Annotated in this window: 13 protein-coding genes; 8 read left to right on the forward strand and 5 right to left on the reverse strand. The window is 71.5% G+C overall.

What is annotated here, in order from left to right; all coding sequences use genetic code 11:
* Positions 1 to 415 precede the first annotated feature (415 nt).
* Complete coding sequence (locus tag ACTOQ3_RS42105) at positions 416 to 1,423, forward strand: RNA polymerase subunit sigma-70 (RefSeq protein ID WP_440089573.1); 1,008 nt, start codon at positions 416 to 418, stop codon at positions 1,421 to 1,423.
* 317 nt (positions 1,424 to 1,740) lie between these two features.
* Here ACTOQ3_RS42105 and ACTOQ3_RS42110 read toward each other — a convergent pair whose 3' ends face one another.
* The 3 genes from ACTOQ3_RS42110 to ACTOQ3_RS42120 form a co-directional block, all read right to left on the reverse strand.
* On the reverse strand, positions 1,741 to 2,325 hold the full coding sequence (locus ACTOQ3_RS42110; protein ID WP_440089574.1) for a dihydrofolate reductase family protein: 585 nt from the start codon (positions 2,323 to 2,325) through the stop codon (positions 1,741 to 1,743).
* A gap of 509 nt (positions 2,326 to 2,834) precedes the next feature.
* On the reverse strand, positions 2,835 to 4,121 hold the full coding sequence (clpX, locus tag ACTOQ3_RS42115) for an ATP-dependent Clp protease ATP-binding subunit ClpX (RefSeq protein ID WP_440089576.1): 1,287 nt from the start codon (positions 4,119 to 4,121) through the stop codon (positions 2,835 to 2,837).
* 49 nt (positions 4,122 to 4,170) lie between these two features.
* Positions 4,171 to 5,415 (reverse strand): cytochrome P450 family protein, encoded by a 1,245-nt coding sequence (locus ACTOQ3_RS42120; RefSeq protein ID WP_440089579.1) that lies wholly within the window; start codon positions 5,413 to 5,415, stop codon positions 4,171 to 4,173.
* A 103-nt stretch (positions 5,416 to 5,518) separates the two neighbouring features.
* On the opposite strand from ACTOQ3_RS42120, the gene ACTOQ3_RS42125 reads away from it, so the two are divergent.
* The 3 genes from ACTOQ3_RS42125 to ACTOQ3_RS42135 all read left to right on the forward strand — a co-directional run bounded on the left by ACTOQ3_RS42125 (position 5,519) and on the right by ACTOQ3_RS42135 (position 8,161).
* Positions 5,519 to 6,664, forward strand: a complete 1,146-nt coding sequence (locus ACTOQ3_RS42125) for a TetR/AcrR family transcriptional regulator (protein ID WP_440089581.1) — start codon at positions 5,519 to 5,521, stop codon at positions 6,662 to 6,664.
* A 117-nt stretch (positions 6,665 to 6,781) separates the two neighbouring features.
* A complete protein-coding gene (locus ACTOQ3_RS42130; RefSeq protein ID WP_440066792.1) occupies positions 6,782 to 7,519 on the forward strand; it encodes a sulfite exporter TauE/SafE family protein in 738 nt (245 codons plus the stop codon).
* A gap of 231 nt (positions 7,520 to 7,750) precedes the next feature.
* On the forward strand, positions 7,751 to 8,161 hold the full coding sequence (locus tag ACTOQ3_RS42135; RefSeq protein ID WP_440089582.1) for a VOC family protein: 411 nt from the start codon (positions 7,751 to 7,753) through the stop codon (positions 8,159 to 8,161).
* Between the two features lie 30 nt (positions 8,162 to 8,191).
* Here ACTOQ3_RS42135 and ACTOQ3_RS42140 read toward each other — a convergent pair whose 3' ends face one another.
* Both ACTOQ3_RS42140 and ACTOQ3_RS42145 read right to left on the reverse strand, forming a co-directional pair.
* A complete protein-coding gene (locus tag ACTOQ3_RS42140) occupies positions 8,192 to 8,641 on the reverse strand; it encodes a MerR family transcriptional regulator (RefSeq protein WP_440089584.1) in 450 nt (149 codons plus the stop codon).
* 209 nt (positions 8,642 to 8,850) lie between these two features.
* A complete protein-coding gene (locus ACTOQ3_RS42145) occupies positions 8,851 to 9,747 on the reverse strand; it encodes an alpha/beta fold hydrolase (RefSeq protein ID WP_440089586.1) in 897 nt (298 codons plus the stop codon).
* 117 nt (positions 9,748 to 9,864) lie between these two features.
* Here ACTOQ3_RS42145 and ACTOQ3_RS42150 point away from each other — a divergent pair, with 117 nt between their 5' ends.
* The 4 genes from ACTOQ3_RS42150 (at position 9,865) to wrbA (ending at position 14,268) form a co-directional block, all read left to right on the forward strand.
* Positions 9,865 to 11,892: an AfsR/SARP family transcriptional regulator gene (locus ACTOQ3_RS42150; protein ID WP_440089588.1), complete on the forward strand. Its 2,028-nt coding sequence runs from the start codon at positions 9,865 to 9,867 to the stop codon at positions 11,890 to 11,892.
* Between the two features lie 85 nt (positions 11,893 to 11,977).
* Complete coding sequence (locus ACTOQ3_RS42155) at positions 11,978 to 12,556, forward strand: TetR/AcrR family transcriptional regulator (RefSeq protein WP_440089589.1); 579 nt, start codon at positions 11,978 to 11,980, stop codon at positions 12,554 to 12,556.
* A 719-nt stretch (positions 12,557 to 13,275) separates the two neighbouring features.
* The gene (locus tag ACTOQ3_RS42160; protein WP_440089590.1) at positions 13,276 to 13,572 is read left to right on the forward strand and encodes a hypothetical protein; all 297 of its coding nucleotides are present in this window, start codon (positions 13,276 to 13,278) and stop codon (positions 13,570 to 13,572) included.
* Between the two features lie 75 nt (positions 13,573 to 13,647).
* Positions 13,648 to 14,268: an NAD(P)H:quinone oxidoreductase gene (gene wrbA / locus ACTOQ3_RS42165; protein ID WP_440089591.1), complete on the forward strand. Its 621-nt coding sequence runs from the start codon at positions 13,648 to 13,650 to the stop codon at positions 14,266 to 14,268.
* Positions 14,269 to 14,316 lie beyond the last annotated feature (48 nt).

Genomic DNA, 14,316 nt, shown 5'->3' on the forward strand with positions numbered 1-14,316 from the left:
CGTGGGCTGAAGCCGAAAGCGGGACACGTCAATCAACCTACCGAAGCCCACCGACAAAACCCGGAGACCCTCATCCGTGACTGTTCCGCGTTTCCTCCCCGCCCTGAAGGACGGGGCATCCACGCTGCAGGTGCTTGGTGACCGGGTCTATCCCGAAGGCATCGCCGCCGGCCCGCACACCGGCGATTCCTACACTGGATCAGCCAGACCAGCCATATCCGCCCGATCTTTCCGCAGTACTACGGGGACCCCACCTCGACATCGAGGATGTGCCCGGCCCGAACACGTCCCCTGGATCGACCCGACCCATCCGGCCTGACGAACGGCCCGGTGTCAGCGGCCTCACCGCTCAGAAATCCTCCGCCACGTCGTCAGTTCCGGTAGCCCCTCGCCACCCGCGGAAGGATTGACGACCATGACCGACGCCAGACTGCTAGGCGACGACGAGGCCGCGTTCATCGCGGCGGCCCGCTCAAATGACGCAGCACAGTTCGCGCTCATCACGGAGCGCTACCGGCGTGAGCTGCAGGTGCACTGCTACCGGATGCTCGCGAACTACGAGGACGCCCAGGACATGACGCAGGAGACGTTCCTGCGGGCGTGGAACAAGCGGGAGTCGTTCAAGGGCCACTCTGCGCCGCGGACCTGGCTGTACCGGATCGCGACGAACGCCTGCCTCGACTTCCTGGAGAAGCGCAACGACCGCACACCCGTGCCTGCCGAGCTGCCGGGCGCGGACTCGGAAGTGAGCTACCTGCAGCCCTACCCGGACCGGATGCTCCCGGAGGACCCGCAGGAATCGGTGGTGGCGCGGGAGACGATCGAGCTGGCGTTCATCGTCACCGTCCAGCACCTGCCGCCGCGGCAGCGGGCGGTGTTCATCCTGCGCGACGTCCTCGGCTGGCCGGCGTCGAAGGCCGCCGACGCCCTCGAGCTGACCGTCGCATCGGTGACCAGCGCACTGCAGCGGGCGCGCGTGACGATGCGCGAGCAGCTGCCCGGCCGCCGCCTCGACTGGCGGAGCCCTGCCACGCACGAGCTGTCGGATGACGAGCGCGGCGTGGTGAAGTCGTATATGGACGCCCATGAGCGCAACGACCTCGACGGGCTGATGGCCCTGCTGCGCGACGACCTGCGCTTCGCGATGCTGCCCGAGCCGGGCACCTTGATCGTCACGGCCAAGGACGCGGTGGACGGCTGGGTCTCCGGTGGGCTCTTCCAGCGCGGCTACGACGACTGGCGCTGCATCGCCACGACGGTCAACCGCATGCCGGCCGCCGTGCTGTACCTCCGCACCCCCGGCGACCCGGAATACCGTTTGTTCACCATCGCGGTCCTGCACATCGTCGACGGGAAGATCGCCGAGCTCACCGGATTCGACGCCACCGACAAACCATGGCTGAGCCTGCCCGCGACGCTGTGATCGGACGAGTCCCCATCGTCGACGAGTCCAGCGCGCGGGCCGCCGTCACCGAAGTCACCGCGGAATGAGCACCCCGACCAGCTGGACACCAACGCGACAACTCGAACACCACCGCCCCGCCGGCGTTGCCGGCGGGGCATCCGAAGAACATCGTCATGATCGACGACGCCGTCGTCCTCATCTTCAGCGAGTCGGTCAACAGCTCACTCGGAACGGGAGGAAGGGCCGGGAAAAGGTTCCCTCATCGCCGAGGGTCACGGTGAGCACGCCAGGAAGGATTTCGACCCGGCCTCACGAGACGAGCATTTGGCCCGTGCTCATCGCCTCGTCTCGTATCGGGTCAGCACCACGCCGCCGGGAAACGTCCGCGTCTCCACCAGGTTCAGGTTCACCCAGTTGTCCAGGGCGGTGAAGAACGGCGTGCCGCCGCCCACCAGGACCGGATGGGTGACGATCACGTACTCGTCGATCAGCCCGGCCCGCATGGCCGCCGCGGCGAGTGTGGCGCCGCCGATGTCCATGGGGCCGCCGTCGTCGGCCTTGAGCCTGGTGATCTCGGTGACCGCGTCGCCGGTGACCAGACGGGTGTTCCAGTCGACCGTGCCGGTCGTAGAGGAGAACACCACCTTCGGCATGTCCCGCCAGCGGCCGGCGAACTCGATCACCGCCGGTGTGGCACCCGGCTGCTTGTCGGCGGTCGGCCAGTGGGAGCTCATCGCCTCCCATAACTTGCGCCCGTACAGCGCCAGGTCCGTCGCGTCCACCCGGTCGGACCACCACTGGAACAGCTCGTCGCTCGGCGATGAGTCCGGCCCCTCCCCCCCACTCCAGCCGAGGTCGTCGCCGGTCGCGGCGATGTAGCCGTCCAGGGTCGCGTTCATGCCGAAGATCAGTTTCCGCATCGTGCCAGCCTCTCGTGAGTCGATATCACACATACAGACGGGCGCGGCGCGGAAACCTGATCGGTGCGCGATCTGCGTCCGCAGGTAGTCCTCGCGTTCCGGACTCAGCACGGCGTACTCGGCGGGCTCGAGCATCACCGACCGGATCTCGATGTCACCCTCGCAAACGCCTGGTCACACGGCTACAGCGCCGGGCCCTCTCACCGCGCCGGAGGCCGAAGTCGCGCACCGTTCGGTCCGGCGGGACCGCGTAGCCGCGGCGGGTGTTCGCCACCGCGATCGTGAGTGGGAGCCGGAAGAGCTGATCGGCGCGTGGACGCTGCTGGATGCCGACTGGGTGTTGGTGGCCGGCAAGACCGGCGCGACGAGGCTGGGATTCAGCTTGATGCCGAAGTTTGGGGTCGAGGAACAACGGGACAGTCATTTCCCCCGAAGGTGCGGAACCGGCGGTTTCCATGGTGCCGTCGATCGACGCCGGTCGAGGGCCGTGGCCGCCTGGTCCGGGGCTCTCAGGCGGACCTGTCGCGGCGCTCGGGTCCGCGATCGGGGTGGCGGCGCGGCACCAGCGTCGGGTTGACGTTGCCGAGCACGGTGTCGCGGTCGATCACGACGCGGGCCACGTCCTCGCGGCCCGGTACCTCGTACATCACGTTGAGCAGGATCTCCTCGAGGATCGCGCGGGTCGCGCGGGCGCCGGTGCGCCGCAGCAGCGCCTGGTCGGCGATCGCGCCGACGGCCTCCTCGGTGAACTCCAGCTCGACGCCGTCCATCTCGAAGAGCCTGCGGTACTGCTTGATCAGGGCGTTGCGCGGTTCGGTGAGGATCCGCACCAGCGCCGTACGGTCCAGCGGCTGGAAGGTCGCCACCACCGGAAGCCGGCCGACCAGCTCGGGGATCAGCCCGAACCTCAGCAGGTCCTCGGGCATGACCTGGGCGAGGACGTCCCGCTCTCGCCCGGCCCGGATCGGGGCGCCGAATCCGGCGCCGCCGTGGCCGGTCCTGGACTCGATGATCTGCTCCAGGCCGGAGAACGCGCCGCCGACGATGAACAGCACGTTGGTGGTGTCGATCTGGATGAACTCCTGCTGCGGGTGCTTGCGGCCGCCCTGCGGCGGCACGCTCGCGGTCGTGCCCTCCAGGATCTTCAGCAGGGCCTGCTGCACGCCCTCGCCCGAGACGTCGCGGGTGATCGACGGGTTCTCGCCCCTGCGGCCGATCTTGTCGATCTCGTCGATGTAGACGATGCCGGTCTCGGCCCTCCTGACGTCGTGGTCGGCGGCCTGGATCAGCTTGAGCAGGATGTTCTCGACGTCCTCGCCCACGTAGCCCGCCTCCGTCAGGGCGGTGGCGTCGGCGATCGCGAACGGGACGTCGAGCATCCGGGCGAGCGTCTGGACGAGGTGGGTCTTGCCGCATCCGGTCGGGCCGACCAGCAGGATGTTGGACTTGCCCAGCTCGACCGGCTCCCCGCCCGGGGCCTGCCGCGCCTGCGCGCGCACGCGCTTGTAGTGGTTGTAGACCGCCACCGCGAGGGATCTCTTGGCGCTCTCCTGCCCGACGACGTACTGCCCGAGGAAGTCGTGGATCTCCCGCGGCTTCGGCGGCTTCCCGAGCCCGCTTCCGGGAGAGCCGGGGGTTTCCCCGAACTCCTCCTCGATGAGCTCGTTGCACAGCTCGACACACTCGTCACAGATGTAGACGCCGCCGGGACCCGCGATGAGCCGCATGACCTGCTTCTGGCTCTTCCCGCAGAACGTGCATCTCAGCAGGTCGCCGCGTTCACCGGTGCGTGCCATGGGAAAACGTCTCCTCGACGGGTCGTACGGGCGGGTGGGGCCGGAGCGTTCAGAGGGTCACCAGCAGCGACGCCAGGCGCCAGGTGCCCGGGTCGGGCGCGCGTCCCGCGTTCTCCGGGGCGAGGGCCAGGCCGGGAAAACGGCGCAGCAGCGCCATGAGCGCGACCTCGGTCTGCACGCGGGCCAGCGAGGCCCCGAGGCAGAAATGCGGTCCGTGGGCGAATCCGAGGTGTCCCGCCGTGCCGGTGGCCCGGCCCAGGTCGAGCAGGTCGGGATCGGCGAACGCGCGCGGGTCGCGGTTGGCGGCGGCGATCGCGGCGGTCACGGGCTCGCCCTTGCGCACCAGCGTTCCGTGGAGCTCGACGTCCTCGCGCGCGTAGCGGGGAATCGACAGCAGCGTCGGGCCGCACCAGCGCGTCAGCTCCTCGACGGCGCGCGGCATGAGCCCGGCGTCCTGGCGCAGCGCGGCGAGGTGGCCGGGGTGGGTGAGCAGGACCTCCACGGCGTTGGCGATGAGGTTCGTGGGTGTCTGCCCCGCCATGACCAGGTGCCAGACCATGGTGACCAGCTCGGTGTCGCTGAGCCGGTCGCCGTCGTCGGCCTGGGCGCGGATGAGGTCCGACAGCAGGTCGTCGCCGGGTTCGGCGCGCCGGCGCGCGACCGCCGCTTTGGCGCCCTCCATGATGCCCGGGATGGCCTCGGCGAACCTCTGGCCGCCGCCTCCCACGACGGTGGCGCCGTACTCGCGCCAGCGCGGGCGGTCGGCGCCGGGGATGCCGACCAGCTCGCAGATGACGTCCATCGGCAGCGGCCGGGCGAAGTGCCCGAGCAGGTCCACCACGCCGTGCTCGTCCTGCTCGGCCACGCCGGGCAGGCCGTCGAGCAGGGCGTCGACGATGGGCTCGATCCGCGGCCGGAACTCGGCGGCGCGGCGCGCGCTGAACGCCGGCGACACCAGCCGGCGCAGCCGCAGGTGCTCGGGCCCGTCCATCTCGCTCATGGTCCGCATGTAGGGCAGGCAGTCCTCGGGCACGTCGGGCCGCATGAAGCTGGCGGCGTTGATCTCGAAGCGCGGATCGCTCAGCATCGTCCTGACGTCCTCGTACCGGGTGAGGGCCAGCATCGGGCCGAAGCCCGGGGCCACCAGCCGCGCCAGCGGCGAGATCTCCCTGGCGCGCCCGTACGCGGCGAAGGGGTCGCGCAGCACCTCGGCGTCGGTGAGGTGGATCTCGGGGACCTCGGGGACCTCGGGGACCTCGGGGACGCCGTTCACGTCCTGGCCGGCAGCGGTCATGGGTCCTCCTGGGTTTCAAATGATGTAAACAGATGATCCTGTCATCTGAGTGGTCACGGTATCTTGGATCGGAATCAACGGCAACGCGGTGACGAGGAGGACGATGAGCCGGCTCAGCAGGGCGCAGTTGCAGGAGCGCAACCGCGCCAGGGTGCTGGCCGCGGCCGCGGAGGAGTTCGCCGAGCGCGGCTTCCGCGACGCGAAGATCGACGCCATCGCCGAGCGCGCCGAGCTCACTCGCGGCGCGGTCTACTCCAACTTCCCCGGCAAGCGGGCCCTGTACTTCACGGTCCTGGCCGACCTCGCCGGGCGTGCCCCCGAGCCGCCGAACCCGGAGCCGAGCCTCACCCCCCGCGAGGCGCTCGGCGCGCTCGCCCGCGCCTGGCTGGCCCGGCTTCCCCTGACCACCGACGAGCGGCACGGCCTGGCCAGGATCGGCGTGGACCTGATGCCCGAGATCCTCGCCGACGAGCAAACCCGGCGGCCGTTCGCGCAGCTGACGAAGCTGAACGCGATCCTGCTCGGGCTCGCCCTGGAGCGCCTGCGCCCGCCCGTCACCCCCGACGGCCGCCTGATGCGCGTGGCCGAGGCCACGCTCACGACCCTGCACGGCGCGAGCCAGCTGGCCGCCGCCGCCCCCGGCTTCACCGATCCCTTCACCATCGTCGGCGCCTGCGAGCGGCTCGCCGGCCTCGACCTCGACGACAGGTGGCCGTCCACGCCGTGGATCCCGCGGGCCCGTCCCGCCGACGAGGCGTGGTCCCCGCCACCGGCGGTGGACGCGGTACGCGGCGAGCCCGCGCGGCTCACCGGCGACGGCGGCGACGGCGTGGTGGCGATCCTCGGGCTGCACCGGCTCGAGGCCGCCGAGGAGGCGGTACGGGCCGCACCGGCGGGTGCCGCGATCACCGCCGTCCTGGTCACCGGCGACCCCGGGGAGCTGGCACCGCTGGCACGGCTGGTCGTCGCCGACTTCTGCGGCTGCCTGCGCCAGGCGTTCCCGCCCTCGGCGTGGCCGCGCCTGCAGGTGGTGTTCGACGACTCGGGCGCCCTGGCCGCGGCGGCCGGTGTCCTGGCCGTCAGCGACGCGACCGAGGCCGCCGTCCGCGTCGAGGCGGGCCGGATCGTCGTGCGCGCCGACGGCCGCGGCGCGTGCCACACGGCCGCCTCGACGCCGCGCGAGGCCGTGGCGGGCGACGGCGGGCGATCCGCGCCGGCGCGGACCTCGACACCGGCCCCGGGACGATGAGGCCGCCGGCGCGCCCGCCGGAGATCTTCGGGCCCCCGGCCAGGGGATTCGCCAGCTGACGCATCATGTACGGTCATCTGTGACCTTTTCTCCCCCTTCCTCCTTCCGGCGAGGCTGATGCCCTCCCTCGACGTCGTCCAGTGGGTCATCCTGCTGGCCGCCCTGTTCCTGGTGGGCTTCTCCAAGACCGGCGTCTCCGGTACCGGGACGGTGGCGATCGCCCTGTTCGCGCTCGTGCTGCCGACGAAGGAGTCCACCGGCACGCTGCTGCCGCTCCTGCTCGTCGGCGACCTGGTCGCCGTGGCCTCCTACCGGCGCCACGCCGACTGGCCGAGGCTGATCAGGCTGTTCCCGTGGGTCGCCCTGGGCGTGGTCGCCGGGGCCGTGGTGGTGCGCTGGGTCGACGACGCGCAGATGAGACGGCTCATCGGGGCGATCCTGCTGGTGATCATCGCCGTTCACCTGTGGAACCGGCGCCGGGCGCCGGAGGACTCGCTCGCCCACCGCCGCCCGGTGGCCGCCCTCGCGGGCGTCTTCGCCGGCTTCGCCACCATGACGGCGAACGCGGCCGGCCCCATCATGGCCGTCTACCTCCTGGCGGCGGGCCTGCCGATGCTGGGCTTCCTGGGCACCAGCGCCTGGTTCTTCCTGACGATCAACGCCTTCAAGGTGCCGTTCAGCGTCGCGCTGGGCCTCATCACCCCCACCTCCCTCGTCTTCGCCGCGCTGGGCGCCCCGGCGGTCCTCGCCGGAGCCGCGACCGGGCGCGCCGTCATCGGCCGCATCGACCGCACGCTCTTCGAACGGATCACGCTGGGCCTCACGCTGCTCGCCGCGGTACGCCTGCTGCTGTGACGTCCCGCCCCGGTCACCCCTTCGGGATCGACGGTGGCGGGAGCCAGGCCCCGGGTCCGGCGCAGGAGCGCCCGCGTGCCCGCCGGAGGCATCCATATCATTTCCGACAAAAGGGTTGGTTCTACTCCGATAAGATCTTCGCTCGCGTTTGTAGAAAACGAAATCCGTGCACCATGTGATGTTTTCGTTTACCTCCTTCGGCAAGTATTCGCGGCGACGAAAGGAGAACCGATGTTACGAGGACTTACCACCGTCAGATTTCACGCCGCCGACCTGGCCGCGGCCAAGGAGTGGTACACCGAATTGCTCGGTGTCGAGCCGTACTTCGACAAGCCCGGATATATCGAGTTCCGGTTCGGCGACTACCAGCACGAGCTGGGCCTGCTCGACAGCGATTACGCGCGGGAACTCGCCGGCGACGCGGAGACCGGCCCGGCCGGCGTCGTCACCTACTGGCACGTCGACGACGTGCCCGCCTCCCTCGACCGGCTGCTGTCCATGGGCGCCAAGGAGCACGAGCCGCCCCGGGAGTTCGGCGAGGGATTCGTCGGCGCCTCGGTGATCGACCCCTTCGGGAACATCCTCGGCATCATGTACAACCGCCACTATCTGGATGTCCTCCACTCGATCGAGAAGACCTGACCTCCGGCCGGTCCCCCTCGGGCGGAGGGTTCAGCGGTGGGCACCCAGTGCGGTGATCACCCAGTCGAAGGCGGGGATGACCGAGGGGGACGGCTCGCGGCCGTTGAGGACGCCCAGCAGCTCCCAGTAGCGCTCCACCTGTGCGTCGGCGAGCATCCTGAGCCGATCGCGCAGCCCGGCGCGCTCGGCGGGCGGCAGCCGGGGCCCGATGATGCGGCCCAGGACGCGCCAGCCCTCGGCCGACTCCGGCGTGACCCCGTCGGCCAGCGCCCGGCCCGCCCTCTCCAGCACCAGCCGTCGCAGGTCGAGCCCGGCGTCGATCCGGGCGACGGCCGCCGCGTCGTACAGGCGGTACCCGCCGTCGGAACGGCCGGTGGGCGGCACCACGCCGCTGTCGGACCAGAAGCGGATCGTGTGCACCGGCAGGCCGGTACGACGAGCGAGCCGGCCGATCGTGTAGAACTCCGCGCTGTCACTCACGAGACGAATCCGCACCCTCGAGTCACCTGAGAGTCAAGCCGCGGGCACGACGGAGGCGACGGGAGGGCCGCGCACCGGTCCCTTGAGGGACACCCGCCTTCGCGGGGCGGGAGCGTGAGGCGACCGGCGCGGGTCGCCTCGCTCCCCCGCCCACACCGATCCCGGCGGCCCCCGCCACGCCGGGGCGGTGAGTCACGCCGGACGGCGGGTCACCGCGGGCCGGTCGTCCGGCGCGAGAGCAGGTCCCGAAGGGCCCTGGCGACCTCGGCGGGGGCCTCCTCCGCCATGAAGTGGCCGAAGGTGACGGGGATGTGCCGCAGATCGGACGCCCAGGCGCTCCACAGCGCCGCCGCATCGAAGCCGAGGGCGGCCCCCCAGTCCTGCTGGAGCACGGTGACCGGCATCCGCAGCCGGTTGCCCGCGTCCCGGTCGGCCAGGTCGTGGGCGACGTCGACACCGGCGGAGGCGCGGTAGTCGGCCACGATCGAGGGCACCGCCGCGCGGCAGGCCTCCAGGTAGGCGGCGCGGACGTCGGCGGGGATCGCCCGCGGGTCCTTGGCCCAGATGTCCAGGAAGTACCCGAAGAAGGCGTCGGAACTGGCGGCGATCATCTGTTCGGGCAGGCCCGGAGGCTGGGCCATCAGGTACAGGTGGAAGCCGACGGCGGCGGTGGTGCCGTGCATCACCTCCCACATGTCCAGCGTGGGCAGCACGTCGAGGCTGGCCAGGTGGGTGATCGTCCCGGGATGGTCGAGACCGGCGCGGATGGCGACCAGGGCTCCCCGGTCGTGCCCGGCCAGCGCGAAGCGCTCATGCCCCAGCGCGCGGGCCAGGGCGACGACGTCGGCGGCCATGGTCCGCTTGGCGTAGGCGGTGCCGTCGGTCTCGGCGGGTTTGTCGCTGGCGCCGTAGCCGCGCAGGTCGGGGCAGATCACGGTGTGGTCGGCCGCCAGGTCGGCGGCGACGTGCCGCCACATCAGGTGGGTCTGGGGGAAACCGTGCAGCAGCACGATCGGAGTGCCCGTCCCCCCGACGGCGGCGTTCAGGGACACGCCGTCGGCGACGGGGACGCGCCGGTAGTCGAATCCGGTGATGGCAGGCGCCATGGTCGCGCTCTTTTCCGTAGGTGGTTGGACGCCTTCAGCCTGCCGGGCGTGAATGAGCATCCGGTCAGCGCGCTACCGTGGCCAGGGGGAATGCCCCGGGAAGGGACGGGTCAAGGGGTGCGGGTCACGTTCGGGGTGCTGGGGCCGGTGACGGCCTGGGACGGTACCGCAGGCGTGATCGCCCTCAAGGGGCCCCGGCACCGCGAGGTGCTGGCCCGGCTGATCATCGCCCGCCGTCGCGTCGTCCCGGTCACCGGCCTGGTCGAGGACCTGTGGGACGATCCGCCTCCCGGCGCGGTGGGCGCGGTGCGCACCTTCGTGGCCGCGCTGCGCCGCGCGCTGGAGCCCGGGCGCCCGCCCCGGACCCCGGCCCGGCTGCTGGTCACCGAGGGGCCGGGGTACGCGCTGCGCGCCGAGCCGGGCGCGGTGGACGCCTGGCGCTTCGAACGCGCGGTGTCGGCCGCCGCGACGCTGCCGCCCCAGGACGGGCTCGCCCGGCTGGCCGAGGCGCTGGGGTGGTGGCGCGGGCCCGCCTACGCCGAGTTCGCCGACCGGACCTGGGCCCGCACGGAACGCGCCCGCCTGGCCGAGGTGCGGCTGCAGGCCGTCGAGCGCCAGGCCGAGATCCGGCTGGCCCTCGGCCTGGCCGCCGAGGCGGTGCCGGACCTGGACGCGCACGTGACCGAGCACCCCTGGCGCGAGGACGCCTGGCGGCTGCTGGCGCTCGCGCTGTACCGCGCCGGCCGCCAGGGCGACGCGCTCGCCGTGCTGCGCCGGGCACGAACGACGCTGGTCCAGCAGCTGGGAGTGGATCCGGGCCCGCCCCTCCGCCGCCTGGAGACCGACATCCTCCACCACGCCGACCACCTCGACCTCGCGTCCGGGCCTGGCGGGGCGGCGGCCCGGGTGTGGGCGCAGACCGCCGCCGTCTACGACCGCACCGTGACCTCCGGTCCCCGCGCCCGGCTGGAGTCGGCGGTGGGCCTGCTGCGCAGCCTCGCGGTGACCGGAGGCGCCGGGCTGGAGGCGGCTCGCCGGCACCGCCTGGCGGCCATCGCCGCCGCCGAGGAACTGGACGACGTGGAACTGACCGCCCGGGTGATCGGCGCCTACGACGTCCCGGCGATCTGGACCCGTTCGGACGACCCCGAACAGGCGGCGCGTGTCGTGGCGGCGTCCGAACGTGCCCTGGCCGGCATCCCGCCCGGCGCGCACGAGGCGGCGCGGGCCGGCCTGCTGGCCACGATCGCCGTGGAGTCGCGCGGCACCCGCTCGGCGCGCGGGCCCCAGGCCGCCCGCGAGGCCGAGGAGATCGCCCGCCGCCTGGACGATCCCGCGCTGCTGGCGTTCGCCCTCAACGGCGTGTTCATGCAGACCTTCCACCGTACGGGCCTGGCTCCGCGCAGGGACGAGATCGGCGCCGAGCTGGTCGCCCTGTCCACCCGGCACGATCTGGTGGCCTTCCGGATTCTCGGGCATCTCATCCGCGTCCAGGCCCGTGGCGCGCTCGCCGACTTCACCGAGGCCGACCGGCACGCGGCCGCCGCGGACCGGCTGGCCGAGCGCCACGAGCGGCCGCTGGTGGGCGTGTTCACCCGGTGGTACCGGGCACTGCGGCTCGCCGCGGCCGAGCGGGCACCCGAGACCGAGATCGCGGCGGCCTACCGGGACGCCGCCGCGCGGCTGGACGGCGCCGGCATGCCCGGCCTGGAGGGCGGCCTGCTGCCGCTCGCGCTGCTGTGCCTGCGCCTGCGGCACGCGTCGCCCGCCCCCGCCGACGAGCACACCGGCGAGTGCGCCGGCGGGGTCACCGACTGGGGCCCCTACGAGCCATGGACCCGCCCCCTGGTGCTGCTGTCCCAGGACCGTCCCGCCGAGGCCGCCGAGGCGCTGCGCGACGTCCCCGACCCGCCCCGCGACCTGATGTCCGAGGCCCTGTGGTGCCTCGTCGCGCGGGCCGCGATCGCCGTCGGCGACCGGGAGACGATGGAACGCGCGCGCGAAGAGCTCGCCCCGGCCGCGGCGGAGCTGGCCGGGGCGGGCAGCGGCCTGCTCACCCTGGGGCCGGTCTCCCGGCACCTCGGCGACCTCGCCGGCGCCCTCGCCCGCCACGACGCCACGGCCCGCTCCAGGCGGACGCGGTGACCCGGCCCGGCCTTGTGGAACCGCGGCACCCGCGGCGCGGTGGCCGGCCGGGCGACGTTCGGCGAGATTGGCCTAGGCTGGGCCCGTGACACCCAATGTCGAGCGGGGGACGGCGTTGCGCGCGGACGCCGCGCGCAACCGCGCCCGGGTGTTGCAGGTCGCCAGGGAGCAGCTGGCCGCGGGTGACGACTCGCTCATGCTGAACACCATCGCCCGGCTCGCGGGAGTGGGCGTCGGGACCGTGTACCGGCATTTCCCCAACCGGCACGCGTTGCTGGAAGCACTGCTGGCGGAAAGCTTCCAGCAGCTGGTCCGTGAGGCGCAGGCCGCGGCGGCCGACGAGGATTCGCTCGCGGGCCTGCACCGCCTCCTGCGTTTCGCTCTCGGACGCGCGCTGGACGATGCCGGGTTCGCGGCGGTGCTCGGATCCGCCAGCGACGCCGATGCCCGGACCTCGGCGATGAAGGCCGAGCTTGACCGTGCCGTCACGGAGCTGCTCGACCGCGCTCGCCTCGCGGGGGCCATTCGCCACGGCATCGAGGCGGACGACGTCCGCCGCCTGCTCTGCGGCGTCGAGCACGCGGTCCGCTCCGGTGGCGACGACGCCAGGCACGCGGAGCTCTACCTCGACGTTCTCCTCGAGGGTCTGCGCCCTCCGCGTTGACGACGGTCTGAAATTTCCGGCCCAGAGGTTGGGGTGCCGTTGACCAACGTGTCATAGGCCGCCAAACCTCGAAGATCCCTAGCCTGACCTTCTGTAGTGCCGAAGAGCGCGGCGCGGATCTATGGGAACGGAACGTCCGCCGCTTGGCATGGACGAACTCATCGAGCACTGGACTGTGCTGAGCGATGAGGCCGGTCTGGTCAGTGCGAAGCAGGAAGGCGCTCGTCTGGCCTTCGCGCTGTTGCTGAGACCTGGCTCATCATTTCATTGCCGCCCACGCCCAACTCCAGCCCCATTCGCCGATTCACGGTAACCGCCGCCCACGCGCTCACCGTTCCAAGGACATCTCCACGTTCTACCGTTCATGATGCTGAGCCCCCTACCTAACCAACTGATGGGAGCCCGCGAACGCTTCAGTCACCATGACTGATTCGGCCGGAGCCGCCGACCCATACGGTCATGACCAGCCAACTGGTCACGGGAGGAACACCGCGCAGGCGACCGTGCCGCAGCCTGCGGGGACGGTCGTCAGCGGGCGGGTCGAGGCATTCGACGATGACTGGACCATCGACAAGGCCACGATCGGCGATGGCCGTCATCGTCACGCCGGACAAGTTCGGCCTCGTCCCGCTTCCTCATGATCAGCTGTGCAAACAATCCAACGATCAAGATCGTCTCCCCAGGAGCCACTCACGAAGAAGTCACCGCGCGCTGCCTTGGTGGGCGTCACCACTCTCCTCGGCCTGCTCGCCTCCGCCACGGCGGCCAGCGCACACGTGGAGTACGACAAGAGCCGCCTATACCAGTCCGGCTCTCTCCGTGTGGACGGCCGCTCCGAGATCTCCCACGGTAGCGGGGGCGGCTACAGCCGCTCCGACACATGGGCCCGGCAGCGCACCTGGGCACCCCACGTCGGCTGGATCCGGTGCGGCATCAAGAAATACCGGCCCAAGGGCTACATCGCCAACCAGTCTTCCTCGTCTCAGCAGGCGGTCGAGGCAGCCTTTCGAAGGTGAGATCGGCGTGTCACATCACATTTCGCGGCGCCTCCCCGTCGTATCAATCGAGATCGACCAGAAAGGAAACCAATCGTGGAACCCGTGAACGTCGCGATCATCTACTACAGCGCCACCGGCACCGTGCACGCCTTGGCGCGGGCCGTCGCCGAGGGCGCTGAGAAGGCCGGCGCGCAGGTGCGGCTGCGGAAGGTCGCCGAACTGGCGCCGCCGGAGGCGATCGGAGCCAGGCCAGAGTGGGCCCAGCATCTGAAGGACACCGCTGATGTGGCCGAGGCCGGCCATGAGGACCTGGAGTGGGCTGATGCGGTGCTGTTCGGTACCCCAACCCGCTTCGGCAACCCGGCCAGCCCGCTCAGGGCTTTCATCGAAACCACGGGTCCGCTGTGGTTTCAGGGCAAACTCGCAGGCAAGGTGTACTCGGCCTTCACCGCCTCCAACACCGCCCACGGCGGGCAGGAATCCACCATCCTGGCGCTGGGAAACACCTTCTACCACTGGGGCGGCGTCATCGTGCCTCCCGGCTACACCGACCCCGTCCAGTTCCAGTCGGGCAACCCCTACGGCACCTCCCACGTGGCCGGCACCGGGGCGCCCACCGAGGTGATCTTGGAGGCCGCCCGCCACCAGGCCCGCCGCGTCGTCCACATTGCGGCCACGCTCAAGGCCGGCCGTACGGCCTCCGGGGAGGATTAGTGCAGAAATTAGCGGTAGGCCCCCAGCGGTCCCTCCGGGGAGCACCGG

The organism is Streptosporangium sp. LJ11, assembly GCF_051918945.1.
GTDB lineage: Bacteria > Actinomycetota > Actinomycetes > Streptosporangiales > Streptosporangiaceae > Streptosporangium.

Excerpts from the sequence above, each read along its gene's own strand:
- ACTOQ3_RS42105 (WP_440089573.1), top strand. The coding sequence starts at position 416 with ATGACCGACGCCAGACTGCTAGGCGACGACGAGGCCGCGTTCATCGCG.
- ACTOQ3_RS42110 (WP_440089574.1), bottom strand. The coding sequence starts at position 2,325 with ATGCGGAAACTGATCTTCGGCATGAACGCGACCCTGGACGGCTACATC.
- clpX (WP_440089576.1), bottom strand. The coding sequence starts at position 4,121 with ATGGCACGCACCGGTGAACGCGGCGACCTGCTGAGATGCACGTTCTGC.
- ACTOQ3_RS42120 (WP_440089579.1), bottom strand. The coding sequence starts at position 5,415 with ATGACCGCTGCCGGCCAGGACGTGAACGGCGTCCCCGAGGTCCCCGAG.
- ACTOQ3_RS42125 (WP_440089581.1), top strand. The coding sequence starts at position 5,519 with ATGAGCCGGCTCAGCAGGGCGCAGTTGCAGGAGCGCAACCGCGCCAGG.
- ACTOQ3_RS42130 (WP_440066792.1), top strand. The coding sequence starts at position 6,782 with ATGCCCTCCCTCGACGTCGTCCAGTGGGTCATCCTGCTGGCCGCCCTG.
- ACTOQ3_RS42135 (WP_440089582.1), top strand. The coding sequence starts at position 7,751 with ATGTTACGAGGACTTACCACCGTCAGATTTCACGCCGCCGACCTGGCC.
- ACTOQ3_RS42145 (WP_440089586.1), bottom strand. The coding sequence starts at position 9,747 with ATGGCGCCTGCCATCACCGGATTCGACTACCGGCGCGTCCCCGTCGCC.